General features: G+C 42.8%; 14 protein-coding genes and 1 other annotated feature. Of the genes, 10 read left to right on the top strand and 4 right to left on the bottom strand.

Features of this window, described 5'->3' with window-relative positions:
- Nucleotides 1–22 precede the first annotated feature (22 nt).
- Entirely contained in the window at nucleotides 23–2,869 is a 2,847-nt protein-coding gene (locus tag BQ5796_RS11680) for a transglycosylase domain-containing protein (protein WP_071460403.1), read from the bottom strand.
- A 140-nt stretch (nucleotides 2,870–3,009) separates the two neighbouring features.
- Nucleotides 3,010–3,224, top strand: a binding site (T-box leader).
- A 53-nt stretch (nucleotides 3,225–3,277) separates the two neighbouring features.
- Between BQ5796_RS11680 and tyrS the strand changes: the two genes are divergently transcribed.
- Nucleotides 3,278–4,537, top strand: coding sequence for a tyrosine--tRNA ligase (tyrS, locus tag BQ5796_RS11675; protein WP_071460402.1), 1,260 nt, complete (start codon nucleotides 3,278–3,280; stop codon nucleotides 4,535–4,537).
- Between the two features lie 160 nt (nucleotides 4,538–4,697).
- Here tyrS and rpsD read toward each other — a convergent pair whose 3' ends face one another.
- Complete coding sequence (gene rpsD / locus BQ5796_RS11670) at nucleotides 4,698–5,300, bottom strand: 30S ribosomal protein S4 (RefSeq protein WP_071460401.1); 603 nt, start codon at nucleotides 5,298–5,300, stop codon at nucleotides 4,698–4,700.
- 362 nt (nucleotides 5,301–5,662) lie between these two features.
- Here rpsD and BQ5796_RS11665 point away from each other — a divergent pair, with 362 nt between their 5' ends.
- Complete coding sequence (locus tag BQ5796_RS11665) at nucleotides 5,663–7,549, top strand: sensor domain-containing diguanylate cyclase (RefSeq protein WP_071460400.1); 1,887 nt, start codon at nucleotides 5,663–5,665, stop codon at nucleotides 7,547–7,549.
- A 146-nt stretch (nucleotides 7,550–7,695) separates the two neighbouring features.
- Nucleotides 7,696–8,877, top strand: coding sequence for a methionine gamma-lyase (gene megL, locus BQ5796_RS11660; protein WP_071460399.1), 1,182 nt, complete (start codon nucleotides 7,696–7,698; stop codon nucleotides 8,875–8,877).
- A gap of 40 nt (nucleotides 8,878–8,917) precedes the next feature.
- Here megL and BQ5796_RS11655 read toward each other — a convergent pair whose 3' ends face one another.
- On the bottom strand, nucleotides 8,918–9,403 hold the full coding sequence (locus tag BQ5796_RS11655) for a GAF domain-containing protein (RefSeq protein ID WP_071460398.1): 486 nt from the start codon (nucleotides 9,401–9,403) through the stop codon (nucleotides 8,918–8,920).
- Nucleotides 9,404–9,565: 162 nt separating this feature from the next.
- On the opposite strand from BQ5796_RS11655, the gene refZ reads away from it, so the two are divergent.
- Nucleotides 9,566–10,201 carry a forespore capture DNA-binding protein RefZ gene (gene refZ / locus BQ5796_RS11650; RefSeq protein WP_071460397.1) on the top strand — a complete coding sequence of 212 codons (636 nt, stop codon included), beginning with the start codon at nucleotides 9,566–9,568 and terminating at the stop codon, nucleotides 10,199–10,201.
- A 57-nt stretch (nucleotides 10,202–10,258) separates the two neighbouring features.
- Here the strand turns inward: refZ and BQ5796_RS11645 are convergent, their stop codons facing one another.
- Nucleotides 10,259–10,489, bottom strand: a complete 231-nt coding sequence (locus tag BQ5796_RS11645) for a hypothetical protein (protein ID WP_071460396.1) — start codon at nucleotides 10,487–10,489, stop codon at nucleotides 10,259–10,261.
- A 216-nt stretch (nucleotides 10,490–10,705) separates the two neighbouring features.
- Here BQ5796_RS11645 and ezrA point away from each other — a divergent pair, with 216 nt between their 5' ends.
- The 6 genes from ezrA (at nucleotide 10,706) to rarD (ending at nucleotide 18,049) form a co-directional block, all read left to right on the top strand.
- Nucleotides 10,706–12,391 (top strand): septation ring formation regulator EzrA, encoded by a 1,686-nt coding sequence (ezrA, locus tag BQ5796_RS11640; RefSeq protein WP_071460395.1) that lies wholly within the window; start codon nucleotides 10,706–10,708, stop codon nucleotides 12,389–12,391.
- A 128-nt stretch (nucleotides 12,392–12,519) separates the two neighbouring features.
- On the top strand, nucleotides 12,520–13,665 hold the full coding sequence (locus tag BQ5796_RS11635; protein WP_071460394.1) for a cysteine desulfurase family protein: 1,146 nt from the start codon (nucleotides 12,520–12,522) through the stop codon (nucleotides 13,663–13,665).
- A complete protein-coding gene (gene thiI / locus BQ5796_RS11630) occupies nucleotides 13,662–14,864 on the top strand; it encodes a tRNA uracil 4-sulfurtransferase ThiI (protein ID WP_071460393.1) in 1,203 nt (400 codons plus the stop codon). Before BQ5796_RS11635 ends, thiI begins: the two co-directional genes overlap by 4 nt.
- Before the next feature lie 96 nt (nucleotides 14,865–14,960).
- Nucleotides 14,961–15,158: an alpha/beta-type small acid-soluble spore protein gene (locus tag BQ5796_RS11625; RefSeq protein ID WP_071460392.1), complete on the top strand. Its 198-nt coding sequence runs from the start codon at nucleotides 14,961–14,963 to the stop codon at nucleotides 15,156–15,158.
- A 240-nt stretch (nucleotides 15,159–15,398) separates the two neighbouring features.
- The gene (gene mbcS, locus BQ5796_RS11620) at nucleotides 15,399–16,982 is read left to right on the top strand and encodes an acyl-CoA synthetase MbcS (protein ID WP_071460391.1); all 1,584 of its coding nucleotides are present in this window, start codon (nucleotides 15,399–15,401) and stop codon (nucleotides 16,980–16,982) included.
- Nucleotides 16,983–17,119: 137 nt separating this feature from the next.
- Nucleotides 17,120–18,049 (top strand): EamA family transporter RarD, encoded by a 930-nt coding sequence (gene rarD / locus BQ5796_RS11615; protein WP_071460390.1) that lies wholly within the window; start codon nucleotides 17,120–17,122, stop codon nucleotides 18,047–18,049.
- The last annotated feature ends 329 nt before the right edge of the window (nucleotides 18,050–18,378 follow it).

Below are 18,378 nucleotides of genomic sequence, written 5' to 3'. Positions count from 1 at the left end.
ATGGGCGGCTCTATTTTTGCTTTTATCTATTCTGTGGCTTCTGTTGGGTGATACTCGAGGTATCTTTCTTTACTTCTTTTTCTTTCTTGCCGGAATCTTTGCTTTGCTTTTTCTTTTCTTGTTTTTCCGCAGCTTTTACAGTATTTGATGGCCCTGACTCTCGTCCTGCTACATCTACAGCCGTAATGTAATATTCGCCGCTTCCTCCTGCATGAGATAGCGAAGTACCTGCTTTGATACTGGCAATTTTCTTACCGTTCCGGTAAATCCGATAACCAACGACATCTCCTTCAGGATGCGTTCCCCATTGCAATTTCCCGCCGGCAGCAGAAAGTTTTGGTGGTGCGGGTGTTCTTCCGTTGTCGTTGAGTTTAGCACTTGCTACGAGTTTTTTCGACCAGTCCTCTCTTTGTGGCAGAAGCTGGGCAGGATTACTGATTCGATGTCCTATAAGGCTTTCCATATATGTGGGGTCAAGAACTACGCCCCCTGTTTCAACAAACTCTGCAGGAGTGCTGTCGAGCGCATAATAGCTTTTGCCGCCCACTGTGACAAATTTGCTTGCTTTCAGGGAGTCATCGACTTTAGACGGTGCATGCTTTGCGATAAAATAGTCTGAAGCGGCAAGACCAGCCTTGGAACAGGCATCAGATGGCAATAGACCTGAAACCATACAGTATGATCTTCTGACGATTCCTCCTGGCATCTGGAAGCTTTGCGGCGGGTCCACGATTTCTGGAGCAGCATCATAGGCTGCGTTCATTAAGTCTGCCCACAAGTAATTCGTCCTTACGCCATATGTTAATCCGTTGTAGTACCTTTCTAGTGATTTTGGGGTATCATAACCCATCCAGACGCCGAAGGATACATTTGGATTTGTTGCCACAAACCATGAATCGTAATATTCGTGTCCCGTTCCTGTTTTCCCGGCCCAATCTGATTGGAATTTAAGTCTGCTTTTTACGGCGGTGGCAGTTCCTCTGTTGATGACATCGCGCATCATATCGATCGTCAAAAACGATGTCTGCGGGCTGAACACATCGACAGGGGCAATCGTGTGCTGATAGATTACATTTCCTTCCCTGTCGGTAATTTTATCGATTAAATATGCATCGATAAATTTTCCGCCATTTGCAAATGTGCCAAATGCGTTTGTATTTTCTTCAACAGTGACACCACTGCTAATTGATCCCAATGCCGCGGCAGGGTAATAAAAATCATCTTCTTTAAGAGAAGAAAAACCCATTTTTTCAAGGAAGGATGCCGGATTTTGGTTAAGGATGTTCTTGTAGGCAATGACAGCCGGTACGTTATATGACTTGGTGAGAGCTTGTCTGACGGAAGTCACACCGCTGTATCTCAAATCATAGTTTTTTGGCCAAGGAACACCGGGGTTGTTTGGGTTGAGATAGACTTCTACATCAGGCAGGACAGATCCAGGATGCAGCGTTCCTAGCTCCATTGCAGGAGCATAAACAAGGAGCGGTTTCATTGTAGAACCGTTTGGCCTTAATGCATCTGTTGCGTGATTGACCTGTTCCCGCTTAAAGTCCCTGCCTCCTACGAAACTCAGAATCTTTCCGGTTTTATTCTCGATCAGCGTTGCACCGAGCTCTACAGGCTCCATTATTGTTTCGATTTTCCCGGTCTTTTGATTGCGTACCTGCTCAGGTCTTGCATTTCCATAGTGCGGATAGTTTACAGCTGTTTCCTGCATCCGATCGTATATGTTTTTATTAATCGTTGTATGGATGGAATAACCGCTCTGGCGCAAATTTCTGTCTGCAATGTTCATGTACTCTTTTCGGAGGTTTTGATCCTTCGTGAAATCCTTTTCATCATAACCATCTTTTTTTGCGAGAATTTTTGCCAGGATTTCCGTTGCTCGTTTTTCAATTTCGAATGTTAAATATGGGTATTTTTCGATCGTATTTCCGTCATCGGCTTTTTTGACGAAATCTTTCGTAATGTCGTACGCCATTGCTTCTTTGTATTGTTTGTCATCGATATACCCGCCCGATTTCATCCTGGTAAGGACGGTCTTCATTCTCATAAGGCCAGGTGATAAATCTTCTTTTTGTTTACCGTGGTCACTGGAGAAGGGCGTATATCCAAAAGGACTTTGCGGAAGTCCAGCAATGAATGCTGCTTGCGGCAATGTTAAGTCCTTGGCATTTTTACCAAAAATGCCGTTTGCAGCAGCTTGTATACCGGCAATATTTTTTCCAGAAGCATTCCTTCCAAAGGTTGCTACATTGAGGTATGCTTCAAGAATCTCCCGCTTGTCGAAAAATTTCTCCAGGCGAAGCGCAAGCAGGATTTCTTTTGCTTTACGTTCAAAGGAAACTTCATTGGTTAGAATTTGATTCTTGATGAGCTGCTGTGTGAGGGTCGAGCCTCCTGATTGGCTTGAGGAGTTTGTTGCTTCTTGCAAGATTGCGCGAAGGATTGCTTTAGGCACAACACCATCATGTCTGTAAAAATATTCATCTTCTGTTGCGATTACGGCATTTATTAAGTATGGTGAAACATCGTCCAACTTCACTTCTTCTCTGTAGAGATCCGTTCTCATTTTTCCTAGATAAATATTATCAGCAAAAAATAATTTTGAAGTTTCTTCGTAATTGTAAATCTCCTCCTTCATATTTTTATAGGAGCGTACTGGTTCATCTTTTACCAGCGATGCAAAGTATCCTGCTCCTGCGCCGCCAGCGAATCCAGCACCAATTAAGATTACAATCATAAGAATAAGCAGAAGGTTCCAGATGATTCCATAGGAAATCCTTGCTCTTCTCAATGTTTGTTTATCCGTGATAAAAGTTTGAAGAGATTTCCAGTATTCTCTCCAGCTCTTTTTTTCTTGGTTCATAGTATCATACCCCCTGAAATATCCTATATTATAGCATAATGAAAGCAATGTATTGATACACGCTTTCATATTCTTTTTTTAAAAGTAATTTGACAAAGATAAGAGAATTATGATAAAAAAGTTTTAATATCTTTATAATTGACAAAGCGCTGAAGGGAAAACAGTAGCGCTTCCATCTCTGTATTCAGAAAGCCGGCGGTTGCTGTGAGCCGGTACAAATGGAAGGGCGAATTACACCCCGGAGCTTCTGCAGGAAGGTGACTTTTTGCGGACGGCACTGCCGTTATCGTTTTAAGAGGAAAACAGTAAGCCTGTTTTCAAGCTGGGTGGTACCGCGCATACAAGCGTCCCTGCACATGTTGCAGGGCGCTTTTATTTTGCAAAAAAGAAGCAGGAGGAATTTCAAAGATGGATTTATTAAATGATTTAAAATGGCGGGGTATAGTGTACCAGCAAACAGATGAAGATGGAATGGCTGAGCTTCTTGGTAAGGAGAAGGTTTCTCTTTACTGTGGTGTTGATCCGACAGCTGACAGCATGCACATTGGCCATCTATTGCCGTTCTTGACTCTCCGAAGGTTCCAGAACAATGGCCATCGTCCGATTGTGCTTGTCGGTGGTGCAACGGGCATGATTGGGGATCCAAGCGGTAAAAGTGAAGAGCGGAAGCTGCAGACAGTGGAAGATGTGAACCGAAATGTAGCAGGTATTACGAAGCAGTTGAAACAGATTTTTGATATGGAAGGCGAAAGCTGCGCTGTCATGGTGAATAACTATGATTGGACAAGTAAACTTGATGTGGTAACATTCCTGCGCGATTTCGGAAAGTACATCGGAGTCAATTACATGCTTGCTAAAGATACGATTGCTTCCCGTCTTGACAGTGGAATCTCTTTCACTGAGTTTACTTATACTATCTTGCAAGCAATGGATTTCTTACATTTGTATGAAAATCATGATTGTAAAATACAGATCGGCGGCAGCGACCAATGGGGAAATATCACAACAGGATTGGAATTGATTCGGAAGATGGCTCCAGAAGGTTCCAAGGCTTACGGGATGACAATCCCGCTTGTTACGAAAGCAGATGGCACTAAATTTGGAAAATCAGAAAGCGGTGCTATTTGGCTCGATCCAGACAAGACATCTCCGTATGAGTTCTACCAATTCTGGATCAACACTGCTGATGCTGACGTAGTGAAATACCTTAAATTCTTCACCTTTCTTAAAAAGGAAGATATCGAGATGCTTGAAACTTCTGTAACGGAAGAGCCGCATCTTCGCAAGGCCCAAAAGACGCTTGCAGAGGAAATGACAAGGCTGATCCACGGAGAAGAAGCATTGCAGCAAGCTATCAAGATTTCAGCTGCATTATTTAGCGGCGATGTCAAAAATCTTTCTGCTGCTGAAATTGAACAGGGCTTCAAGGATGTGCCTTCATTTACAGCGTACAAGGAGTCAAATCTCAACCTTGTAGACCTGCTTGTCGAGGCGAAAATTTCTCCATCGAAGCGCCAGGCTCGTGAAGATGTCGCAAATGGAGCTGTATCATTGAACGGAGAGCGCGTGACAGATACGGCATATATAGTTGGAGAGGCAGACAGGATGGAAGGGAAGTTTACCATCATCCGCCGCGGAAAGAAAAAATATTTTCTTATTAAATATTAAAAAAGAATGCCTCCTGATATTGGGGGCATTTCAAATTGTAGTGAAACTCATCTCAGTTTGCGGAAAAAATTTTTTCTGCAAGCATTTTTTGTGTGATGGTCACCATATAGCTATTCAGCTAAGAAAAGACCCCTCTGCAAGCTGCAGAGGGGCTGTCTTATTAACGAGAGTAGAATTCTACGATCAGCGCTTCGTTGATTTCAGCTGGAAGCTCGGAACGTTCAGGATGACGAGTGAATGTTCCTTCAAGCTTGTCTGCATCAAAAGTCAAGAAGTCTGGTACGAAGTTAGTCACTTCGATTGCTTCTTTCACAACATCAAGGTTGCGAGATTTTTCACGAAGGCTGATTACTTGTCCTGGAGCTACGCGGTATGATGGGATATCAACGCGGGATCCGTCAACAAGAATGTGACCGTGGTTTACTAGCTGGCGTGCTGCACGGCGAGTGCGAGCAAGACCAAGACGGTAAACAACGTTGTCAAGGCGCGATTCAAGAAGAATCATGAAGTTTTCACCGTGCTTACCAGTCATTTTGCCTGCTTTGTCAAACAGGTTGCGGAACTGGCGCTCAGTAACTCCATACATATGACGAAGTTTTTGCTTCTCTTGAAGCTGCAATCCGTATTCGGAAAGCTTTTTACGCTGGTTAGGACCATGAGGACCTGGTGCGTAAGGGCGTTTTTCTAATTCTTTACCTGTGCCGCTTAGTGAAATTCCAAGACGGCGGGATAGTTTCCAGCTTGGGCCGGTATAACGAGCCATGAATGACTCCTCCTCGTGTTTTTATTTTGGTAAAATAAAAACAGTTTGTGATACAGCAGTCACGATTATTTTATTTTCATGCACCTTCGCCCTAGCAGCAGCGGGTTACAAGATGCACCATCGGGATATCCGAGGAATAAAATAAAGTCGTAAAGGTGTCCACATAGGCTGCGATATTTTACACAAAAGCAATTATATAATTTCTCAACCAGTAAAGTCAAGGGACTATTTTACTATAAAATAAATTATAAACCACTTTTTTAATAGGATGTATGCTATACTATGAATAGTAACTTTTACCTTAATAGGAAGAATGGATTACTTGTGGATAAAGAATTTCGCTTTGTAATGGGTGGTTTGGAATGAATAATTTCGCGGAACAGCAGTTTATAAAAGAGCTGAAATGTCGCCTATTGGATATTATTTTAGGTATACGAACTCCTATTTTAAAAGGAAATTTATGTGAAAGCCTTCTTGAAGCCTTGAAAAAAACAGCTTTCATTGAGGGAGTTATGGATTTCTACCACTTCGGAGAATGGGATGAGAGCATCTATCTCGTTGCTACTAACAGAAGCGTGAAGTCAAATGTTTCTCAAGTGCAGGAGAAGTTACCCTTTGATAAACTCAGCCGTGGCAAAGTTTTTAGGGAATCTTTCTCCCCAAATAGAATGATGCTCGTCCTCAAGCACAATGATAGCCTTGCTGGAGCGATTGTGATTGAAGGGAACTCCGGGATCTTACGTATGTTTTCTGATTGTATACTTGAACAAGTAGCAGATGAAATCTCCCGTATAGTATTCCAAGTCTCTGGATTGGAAAAAATCGAGGCGGAAAAACAAAGATACCGCCAGTTGCATAGAGTGACGGAAAAGTTCCACTCGACAATGAATGTGGACGATGTCCTCTCTGAAATTATCCATACGCTCCAAGATGTGTACCCAGGGTTTGAATATTACCTTTTATTGAGTCAGGATAACTCTGGGCATGGAGAATTGCCAGTGAAAACTTTTGAGTATAACAGCAATAATCTTTCAGCAATGCAGGCTTATGTAAATGGAACCCTGCAAATCGAGGATTCTCTCCTCGAAAGGAAATCAATTCTGTATGCCCCTCTTAAAGGAAGGCAAGGAGTATATGGAGTCCTCCAAGTGATCGCTCCTGATTCTCAGATATTTCCGGGAGAAGAAAGAGAATTTATTTGTTTGCTTGCCAACACAGCGGGAAGTGCACTGGAAAATGCGCAACTCTATCAGCAATCACGCAAACTGGTTAGTGACCTTCAACTCATTAATGATACGACACATGTATTGAACAGCAATCTCCGCCTGACAGACACGGTTCAATATGTAACAAGTAAGATTAAGACTTCGCTTGATGCGGATGAGGTAGGTTTTTTTTGGCGGAACGAGGAATCTGGCGAACTGGAAGTGCTTGATGGGAGCACTCCCTTTTTTGTAACGGGTTATTCTAAACCGGAATTGCATTCATTTGGTGTGATGATATTAGAACGAAGGGAACCAATATTCATTGGCGATGCTGTCCTCTTAGAAGAAAGCCAATACTCTGCCTTCCGTTCGATTATGGGCGTGCCAATCAAGCAAAATAATCAAGTAAAGGGATACGCACTCATCCTCAATAAGGAGCCGTATGCTTTTACTTTTGAGGAATTCAAGCTGCTTCAATCGTTAGTCTATCATTCCTCGCTTGCCTTTTCGAACGCTATGCTCAAAGAACAGCTTGAAGAGCTTGTGATCACAGACCATTTGACAAAACTTTTTTCAAGAAGCTACCTCGATGAAATAATGCATATATCAATGGAACGGGATATGCAAGGAGCATTTATCCTCATTGATATCGATAACTTCAAATTGATTAATGATACACACGGACACCAGACGGGGGATGAAGTGTTAATTCAGCTGGCGAGGCTTACATGCGGAAGCATCCGGGCTTCCGATATCAGTGCAAGATGGGGTGGGGAAGAGCTCGCCATATACATTCCAGGTGGTTCAATCCATGTAGGGATTCGCACAGCAGAGAGACTTGTTTGCATGGCGATAAAAAATACGTTCCCGCCTATCACTATTTCCTGCGGAGTATCCTCATGGAAAAAAGAAAGCGGGGATACGGTTGAATCTTTATTCCGCAGGGCTGATCAAGCACTGTACGAAGCAAAGAAATCAGGAAAAAATAAAGTGGTCGCAGCTAAGGAAGACATGACTTTCGAGCGTTCTATCACCAAATTATGAGGAGCAGAAGCATCAATCTGCTCTATTTTTATGAAAAAATATTATGATAATTTCGTCAAAAGATTGCAAATTGCTTTTCTGTTTTCTATTCTTGTCATATGCTGTTAGAGAAGATGTATGCGTTTTCAAAGAGAAGGGGGAGCACAATGAGCGAAAAGAAATTTGAAACAAAGGCAATCCATTCTGGTTATGACTCAAGTTTATACAATGGAAGCCTTGTCCCACCAATTTTTCAGACGAGCACGTTCGCATTTGAACATGCACGGCAAGGGGCTGCCAGATTTTCTGGGGAGGAAGAAGGCTATATATATTCAAGGCTCGGTAACCCAACCGTGTCTGTGTTGGAGGAAAGAATGGCTGTTTTGGAGGGGGCTGAAAAGGCATTAGCATTCGGCTCGGGGATGGCTGCTGTTTCCGCAGTCCTCTTTGCGCTAGTGAAAAACGGCAGCCATGTCATTTGCTCGCAGGGGATTTATGGCTGTACGTTCGGTTTATTGGAGCTGTTGGAAGAAAAATTTGATGTAGCTCACGACTTTTCTGCAATGAGGACAGAAGAAGAGCTAGATGCATTGATTTCGGCGGATACGGCATGTATTTATGTGGAAACACCAATAAACCCGACGATGCAGCTTGTCGACCTTGAAATGGTCGCTAAAGTTGCCGCTAAGAATGGTATTCCGGTGGTGGTGGATAACACTTTTTGTTCCCCATATTTACAAAACCCAATTGAGTTAGGATGTGACATTGTCGTTCATAGCGCAACGAAATACATTTGTGGCCATGGAGATGTGGTAGCTGGGATTGCAGCAGGTAAAAAAGAAATAATGGACCGGATCGCGGTTACTACCCAAAAGGATATTGGCGGAATCATCGCTCCTTTCGATGCGTGGCTCCTGTTGCGAGGCCTTAAAACGCTTCCTGTCAGGATGGACCGCCACAGTGATAACGCAGAAAAGCTTTTTGGTTTCTTAAAAGAGCACCCCATGATAGATGAGGTTTTCTATCCAGGGGATTCTTCCTCGAAAGATTTCAAAATTGCTAAAAAGCAAATGAAAAAGGCAGGGGGACTTATCTCTTTTACAATAAAGGGTACCAAGGAAACTGCACAGCAACTGATGGACGAATTAAAGCTTATTAAGATAGCAGTAAGCCTTGGCGATGCAGAAACGCTGATTCAGCACCCGGCAACCATGACACACGCAGTCGTGCCAGAATCAGCGAGAGCTAGGATGGGAATCAAGGATAATATGCTTCGTCTCTCGGTAGGCCTCGAAGCTTGGGAGGATATCCGTGATGACCTTGCTTCTGCTTTGGAAAGATTAACATAGAAGAAAGACCGGCAGCCAAAAGTTGCCGGTCTTTCGTATCTTACCCTTTGTAAATTGTCATTAGAACCGCACAAAATTCTTCAAGCTTTTTTTGATCGAGTTCATCGAATCGGCTTGTTTCAGGGGAGTCAATATCAAGCACACCGATAAGTTTCTCGCCATTTAAAAGGGGAATGACGATTTCTGATTTAGAGGCTGCATCGCATGCAATGTGACCTGGAAAGGCGTGAACATCCTCTATTCTCATCGTTTCTCTCTTTTCGGCAGCAGTGCCGCAAACACCACGGCCCAATGGGATCCTCACACATGCCGGAAGACCTTGGAATGGGCCGAGCACGAGTTCGCTCTCATCTATCAAATAAAAACCTACCCAGTTAATTCGATCGAGGAACTGGTTCAGTAAGGCAGACGCATTGCTCAAGTTGGCGATGACATTACTCTCCCCTTGGAGGAGTGATCTTAACTGTTTAATCAGTAAATCGTAATTTTTTTCCCTGTTTTCACCATAAGAATCGACTTGAAACACAATCTTTCCCCCCATGCATCGTAGAATATCCATTCATTTTAACAGAACTTGGAGAAAAGAAGGAGACTTTGTCGACAGATTTTCCGGGGAAAATGGCTGCTTTTCCGATAAACTAGTAAGTGAGCAGTGAATGTGGAAAACCAGGAAAAGGCGGGTGGAAGAATGAAAAAAAATGCTAGGGAAAAAATCGTAGATTCTGCTGTTTACCTTTTCAATACGAAAGGCTACAGCGGGACATCGATTCGGGACATTGCTGCCAAAGCCAGGGTGAATGCTGCCAATATTGCTTACTATTTCAACAATAAAAATGGGCTTCTCGAATACTGTTTAACCGTGTACTTTGAAAATTATCTTAAAGAATTAGAAAAAGGATACTCTTCGCTCGAAGAAGGGGCGTATGTCTGCCTCGAAGCTATTGTTGACAGTCTCACTGCTTATCAATGCAAAAACCTCCAGCTTACAAGGTTTGTTTTGAGAGAAATGACAATTGATTCTCAGATGGCAAGAGAAATTATGGCAACCTATATGGCGAAGGAAAGATACTACCTGAAAAAGGTGCTGGAGGCTGGAATGAATGCGGGTGAATTTGCAAGCCAGTCTGTTCCCTATACGATTCTTCAACTAAAATCACTATTAGGCATGCCGTTTCTAAATGCAGACTATGTAAAGGAAGTTTTGCATATTCTGCCGCACGAAAGCTATTTTGCCGAAAAATATAGTCGGCAAGTCAGCAGCTGGCTAAAGGCTTTTCTCTCACCTGATAGAAAGCATAATATACGGGAAGCCGTTTCCCTCTAGGAAAATCAGTTCTGTATGTCCACGAGTCTTTGGCCAAGTCCTTTTGCTTGGCGGGCATCAGAACCATAGTTCAGAGAAATACCGAAGCTCGCAGCTTGTTTTTGCTATTAAGGCGGGAGGGTAAAGCTCGCTAGCATTGAGAGGCTCTGCCTTTCCTGCCCCGTTATAATTGATTGCATGGCTTTCAGGGTCAAGATTTGCATTTATTGACATGCGTACAGTGCGAACTGCCTTGACGGCTCCGAGTACATCTGCCATTTCTCCGAAAACCCTTGGACTGTAATCCACACAGAAATATTCCCCATTACTCAAAAAGCGTAGGTTGCCCACGTCAAAGTCGTGAAATGATTAGATTAGTTTCGATAATTTTATCAAAAAAAAGAAATAACTGGTCAAAAAGTGTCGTTTACATGGTATCATAAATACATTATAAATCATTTTATGCAATGATTATTATTGATGAAACGACGCTCCGATTTTTTTCGATAGGCCAGGAGGATTAGTATGGAATTTATTATTGGTGGAATCATTTTACTGATGGGATTTTTTTTGACAGGATACATATTGAAACGGAAATATTATAACGAAGTAGATAAATATGAGGCATGGAAACTGGATATTATGAACCGTCCTGTGCTTGATGAAATGTCGAAAGTGAAACAATTGAACATGACTGGACAGACAGAAGATCTCTTTGAAAGATGGCGCCGGGAATGGGATGAAGTTGTTACAGTAGGCTTGCCTGCGATAGAGGAGCTTTTGTTCGATGCGGAAGAATACACGGATAAGCTTAGGTTTAATAAAGCAAAAGAGACTTTCTCTGTCATTGAGAACAAACTCAACGAAATAGAAGAGGTTATTGATAATATACTGAAGGAATTGAACGAGCTTATCGGAAGCGAAGAAAAGAACCGGAACGAAATCGAGGGACTGAAAGAAACGTATCGTGAGTGCAGAAAGAATCTATTAGCGCATCGGCATAGTTTTGGGAAAGCAGAAGAGATGCTTGAACACCAGCTTGACGATGTGAATGCAAAATTCACCGATTTCGAAGAAAAAACAGAAAATGGAAATTATCTGGAAGCGAGAGAAGTCGTTTTGTCGATCGCTGCCTTGCTTCAACAAATAAATGGAGTCATGATCGGAATTCCTGGTCTTTTACATGAATGTCAAAGTGTTATTCCCTCCCAGATCAGCGATTTAAAAGATGGCTTCAAGGAAATGGCAGGCCAGGGTTACCAGCTGGAGCATATCGGCTTTGAAGAACAAATTGCTGAGATGGAAAAAGCACTCGGAGAGTACCAGCAAATGATAGATGAAGGCGATATCGCGAAGGTGGAAGTGGGCATCTCCGAATTGAAGGCTGCTATGGAAACACTGTTTGATTTGTTTGAACAGGAGGTCACAGCGAAGCACTCACTTGCTAGGATAAAGCCGGACTTGGAACAGGTGATGGCTGAAGCAGCCGAGGAGCAGGATCATATTCAAGCAGAGCTGGAGACGATTCAGGAGAGCTATCATTTGCAAGAAAATGATTTGGGAGCGCAGCGAACAATGGATCATCTGCTCCAAGATCTCCTGAAAAGGTTTGAACGGCTTTCTGGAAAAATTTCTCAGGGGGAAATCGCTCAAAGTTTCCTTTATGAAGAGATGCTCGAACTGAAGGAAGAAATGGAGGAGCTAAGGTCAAAACAGGGTGAGTTCCAGAATAAATTAAGTGCCCTCAGAAAAGACGAACTTGCTGCAAGAAGTCAAGTGAAGGAATTGTCTAAAGAGATAACGGAAATGGTGAGACTTGTTACGAAAAGCAATCTTCCGGGATTATCCCAAAAGTATAAGGAGTTGCTCCAAGATGCAAAGAGTACCATCGAAAACGCATCAGAAAAACTGGAGCAGAAGCCTTTAGATATTCCTGTTGTACAGCAGCATCTCGAAATAGCGGTTCTGACGGTTGAAAAACTGTCTGCAACTACAAAAGAGACGATTGAAAACGCCATGCTCACAGAGAAAGTAATCCAATACGGCAACAGATATAGAAGCAAGTACCCATCAGTTTCAGTAGGGCTCCAGGAGGCAGAGGGACTTTTCAGAAACTGCGAGTATGCTGAAGCACTCGAAAAGGCAGCCGCTGTAATTGAGGAAGTCGAGCCAGGTGCCATGAGAAAAATCGAAGAATACATTTACGAATAGCGAGTATAGGTTTGAAGGTCTCCAATGAAAGTTGGAGGCCTATTTATTTATTTTTGTTTTTTGCTCAGCATGTTTATGGTAAGATTATTTGTTGGCACTTTCATCTTCATTGTGAGGAGGATCGGTGTATGATTTATTTAGACAATAGCGCTACGACAAAACCATATCCAGAAGTCTTGGATTCGTATATAACAGTTGCCGGAAAATTTTTCGGAAATCCTTCTTCTCTTCACGCTCTCGGCGGTAAGGCGGAAAAGCTTCTACAGCAGGCACGGGCACAGGTGGCAGGCATCCTTGGGGTAAAGAGCGAAGAAATAGTGTTTACTTCAGGAGGAACCGAAAGCAATAATCTTGCTCTAAAAGGTGCTACAATGGCAGCTGCCTCCAGGGGCAAGCATATCATCCTATCTGCAATCGAGCATCCATCTGTTTCTAATGCAGCGGAACATCTGAAGGAATCAGGGTTTCATTCCACAATCGTTCCTGTTGACAAAACAGGGAAAATCAATGTGAAGGATATCATAAAGGAAATCAAAGAGGATACCATCCTGGTGTCGGTTATGCATGTGAACAACGAAACTGGCATCATCCAGCCAATAAACGAGATAGGGAAAGCACTGCTGGATTATCCTAAGATTCTCTTCCATGTGGATTATGTACAAGGTGTTGGAAAAGTTCCGTTGGATTTAACAGAGTGTAAAATCGATCTATGCTCCATTTCAGGCCACAAATTCCACGGGTTAAAAGGCACTGGAGCTCTTTTTGTTAGAGATGGAATCCGTCTTCATCCTTTGCTCTCAGGCGGAAACCAGGAAAAAATAAGGCGCAGCGGTACAGAAAACGTTGCAGGTGCCGTAAGTATGGCCAAGGCCTTGCGGATGACGATGGAAAGCCAGCAGGCGCACAGTGATAGAATGACTGAAGTTCTATCCATACTGCGAAAATCCGTAGAAGGCATTCCGGGAGCAGTAATCCACACACCTGAACATGGAAGCGCACCGCATATCCTTAACTTTTCCTTAAGTGGGGTGAAAGCAGAGGTATTTGTTCACGCTCTTGAGGAAAAAGGAATTTATGTTTCGACAACAAGTGCATGCTCTTCGAGACACAGTAAAGGCAGCAAAACGCTATTGGCAATGGGAGTGCCGCAGGATTTGGCAGAAAGTGCGATAAGAATCAGCCTTTCGTACGAGAATACTCCTGAAGAAGCTGAATTTGCCGGACAGGCAATGAGAGAGGCAGCAATAAGACTGAGAGAGGTAATGAGCAGATGATTTATGATCGTGTTTTAATACGTTATGGTGAAATCTCAACAAAGGGAAGAAATAGAAAGAAGTTCATAGATATGCTGAAAAAAAATATTCAGCATGCGCTTGAGGGATTTACCAATGCCACCATTCGGGCAGACCGTGACAGAATGTATGTCCTCCTAAATGGAGAGGATGGAGAAAGGGTAGCCGAAAGACTCCAAGCTATTTTTGGCATTCAATCGTTCAGTCTTGCTGTTAAGACGAGTCAAGACCTTGATGAAATAAAAGGAACCGCAGTTGCATTAGTAAAAGGCATGTACAAAGAAGGATCTACATTCAAAGTGACTGCAAGAAGAGCAGATAAAAACTATGAACTCGATACAAACGAAATGAATCATGCTCTAGGAGGGCACATTCTCCACTGCATACCTGGAATTACCGTTGATGTGCGCAAACCAGATATTAATCTTCAGGTAGAAATCAGAAAGGAAGGTGTATACCTTTCTGCGGGGAATTTTCATGGAGCAGGAGGAATGCCAGCCGGTTCAAGCGGTAAGGCAATGCTCATGCTCTCTGGAGGAATCGACAGCCCTGTTGCAGGGCATCTATCCATGAAGAGGGGCCTGGAAGTAGAAGGCGTGCACTTTTTCAGTCCGCCGTTTACGAGCGAGAGAGCGAAGCAAAAGGTTATTGACTTAGCAGCAAAATTAGCGGAGGTTAGCGGCAGGTTCGTGCTCCATATCGTCCCGTTTACCGAAGTTCAGCAAGCGATTCACAAGCAAGTCCCGGAAAATTATACAATGACCTCTACACGAAGGTTCATGCTCCGAATTACAGAGGAACTGCGTAAACGAGAGGGTGGACTTGCAATCATCACAGGCGAAAGTCTTGGACAAGTGGCTAGCCAAACGCTCGAAAGCATGTATGCTATCAATGAAGTGATTAGCACTCCTATATTGCGGCCGCTTATCATGATGGACAAAACAGAAATAATGAAAATTTCTCAAAGGATCGGAACGCATGAAATTTCCATTCAACCTTACGAAGATTGCTGCACCATTTTTGTCCCAGCTGCACCTAAAACAAGGCCAAAGCTAGAAAAAGTTCAGCGTTTTGAAGAATTTTATGATTTTGAACCACTAATCAAAAAAGCGGTAGAAAAGACAGAAACCATTGTTATAACACCTGGCAGACAGACCGGGATAGACGAAGATTTATTCTAGAATTTTCATGATGTAATTGAGAACAATTACCAAAGGGGAGACAGTATGAAGGCATGTGGTTTTACACAATCTATACTCACAAGGAGGTGAAACCACATGTCAAACAACTCAAACAACCTTTTGGTACCAGGAGTAGAACAAGCTCTTGATCAAATGAAGTACGAAATCGCTTCTGAATTCGGCGTTAATCTTGGTGGTGAAACAACGTCACGTGCAAACGGATCTGTTGGTGGAGAAATCACCAAGCGTCTAGTTTCTATGGCTCAACAGCAAATGAGCGGATTTTCTAGATAATAAAAATAAATAATATGGCTACAAGGGGCAGGAAGTAATTCCTGCCTCTTCTTATGTTTTTTGGCTTTTATTGTCCAAAAGAGGTTGAGTACTATACTATCCCCATTCAAAAATTTTTCCTCATGATTGGTAGTATCATCAAGAAGTATTTTTTTATATCTAAAAATAATATTTTGAAATATTTGAATAATTTTGTATAATTAAATTGTTAACATAAAAATACAATTAGGGGGAGAGGCAATGAAAACAGAAGAACTAATTGCCCCGCAACAGTATAATCTTATTTCTGAGTTTGAAAAGTATGTCAATAAGGGAAAAACAGCACTCCGTTGGGAAAATGAAAATGGAGATACAGCGAGTATTACATACGATGAACTACTTTATAATGCAAACCGAATTGGAAACGTATTCAAAGGAGCAGGACTCCATAAAGGGGATGTGGTCCTGGTTGTTGTCCCAAGGCTTATCGAGGCATACGAGGTTTACACTGCTGCGCTGAAGCTGGGGCTTGTTGTCATTCCAAGCTCAGAAATGTTGAGGACAAAGGATTTGCAATACCGTATCCACCATGGTGATGTTAAAGCAGTCATCAGTTATTCTCCGTATATCCCTGAGTTTGAGGGAATGAATGAAATAGTTGGTTTAATCAAATTTTCGCTTGGGCAAGAGGTTCCTGGCTGGATTCATCTTGATAAAGAGAAGAAAATTGCTAGTGAAAAGCTGGAGCTTGCGGATACAGAAAAGGATGATATGGCGTTCCTCTCTTACACATCTGGAACAACAGGGAGCCCAAAGGGTGTTGTTCATACACATGGGTGGGCATTCGCTCATTTGCGGACAGCAGCGAAAAATTGGTTATGTATTGAAGAAGGAGATACCGTTTGGGCTACAGCCGGACCAGGTTGGCAAAAATGGATTTGGAGTCCTTTTTTATCTGTCCTTGGGTCAGGTGGGGAAGGCTTTGTCTATCATGGGAAATTCGAACCGGAAAAATATTTGCGGCTTTTGGAATATTACCAAATCAATGTACTTTGCTGTACACCGACTGAATATCGATTGATGGCAAAGGTATCAACAATTGGCGATTACAAACTTTCCGGACTACATAGTGCGGTCTCTGCTGGAGAGCCATTGAATCGGGAAGTTATTGAAACTTTCCAGAATCACTTCGGTCTTAATGTAAGAGATGGCTATGGACAGACAGAAAACACCCTTCTTGTCGGTGTGACTAAGGGAATGGAGATTCGGCCAGGTTCAATGGGAAAACCAACTCCAGGGAACAGGGTGGAAATCATTGATGAGAATGGAAAGCCATGCCCTCCAGGAGTAGTAGGGGATATTGCTGTCCACACAGAGACGCCTGCCCTTTTCAAAAATTATTACAAGGATCCTGAGCGTACTGCCATGCAGTTTAGGGGAGATTATTACATTACGGGAGATAGAGCAAAGAAAGACGAAGAGGGATATTTCTGGTTTGAAGGACGAGGAGATGACATAATCATTAGTTCCGGTTATACAATTGGGCCATTTGAAGTGGAGGATGCGCTAGTCAAACATCCTGCTGTAAAGGAGTGCGCCGTAGTTGCATCTCCTGATGAGGTTCGTGGCACAATCGTTAAAGCATTTGTCGTGCTTCGTGACGAGGTGGATAAGGAGGACCCTAGTCTGATTCCTTTGCTGCAGGATCATGTGAAAGAGCTAACTGCCCCGTATAAATATCCAAGAAAAATTGAGTTCCTTGAAGAATTACCGAAAACAACTTCTGGTAAGATTATGAGGGGCGAATTAAGGAAACGGGAGATGGAAGGCGCTAGTACAAAATAAGTTGGGAAGTGATGCAGTTTGTCGAGACAAATCTGCATCTTTTTTTTTGATTATGTTTAGTATGAAAAGATTGTCAGCAAAGCTTTCTCCATATATAATAAAATTATTTCGGGTTCAGAAAGATTAGGGGTGAGAATTTGTCTGACAGGACAGAACAGCAAAAAGGGATATTTTACGCGGCTTTTTCTTATTTGTTATGGGGGATACTCCCGATATATTGGAAGTTTCTTGGTGATGTAAGTGCAGATGAAATACTAGCAAACAGGGTATTTTGGTCATTCTTTTTTATGCTGGGGTTTCTCGGGATTGCAGGGAGGTTTCGCATCTTTACTGATACGCTGAAAGGATTCACGCAAAATCGAAAGCAGTTAGCTGCGCTCGCTGCGGCTTCGGTGATCATCAGTATTAACTGGTTCATTTACATATGGGCAGTGAATACGGGGCAAATGATACAGGCGAGTCTAGGATATTATATCAATCCACTTGTTAGCGTCCTCTTAGGAATTGTTTTTTTTAAAGAAAAGCTGTCAAAAGCGCAGGTGCTTTCTTTTTTTCTTGCGGCCGTAGGTGTGCTTATCATGACTTCTTCCTATGGTAAGTTTCCTTGGATATCTTTGACCCTTGCTTTTTCCTTTGGCTTATATGGTCTTGCAAAGAAAAAAATCAAGATGGAATCTTCCGTTGGTTTGGCGCTTGAGACGATGGTCGTCATGCCAATTGCAGCAGTCTATATGGCAATATTGTTTTTCAGAGGGGACAGTTCGCTTGTGGCAGGATCAATAGCGGAAACACTTCTTCTCATAGGAGCTGGTGCAGTTACGGCAGTGCCCCTTCTTTACTTTGCCAAGGGAGCGCAGAGCATCCCGCTTTCCATGCTCGGGTTCCTGCAATATATAGCGCCAACTCTTACGCTCCTATTAGGAGTATTTATATATGGAGAAGTTTTTACACCAACCCATATTTATGCTTTTTCTTTTATATGGGCAGCGTTAGCATTGTACACGTTTTCTAGAACAAAGAAAGCAGCTGATTGGGAATCGAGAATACGAACAGGGAAAAGTGCTTGAAAAACCGTCCATACATTTAAGGTGTGGACGGTTTTTTCTGATACCAGGCCGTATGCCGCTGAACGGGCGCTTCCGCTTTTCGTTGTCTAGCTCCAGCGCCCAGCGTCTATCGCCCTTCGGTCTCCTTCCTACGACGAAGCACAGGAAGTGCGAGTAAGGCGAAGCGCACTGGATGTGCGCGTTTAGCGTTATAAGTCAACATCGATTCACTCCGCTCATCGTGTTTCCTTTGCCGCGCATTAACGGGCAGTAATTTCTAACTGCCCGTAAAAGCCCGATTGGCTCATCTAGTAACCAGCAAAAAACGCTGATTAAGATTCGCCTTATCT

It is taken from the genome of Bacillus massilinigeriensis (assembly GCF_900111815.1).
GTDB classification, from domain to species: Bacteria; Bacillota; Bacilli; order Bacillales; family Cytobacillaceae; genus Mesobacillus_C; species Mesobacillus_C mediterraneensis.
This window is presented reverse-complemented; position numbering and strand designations above follow the sequence as displayed.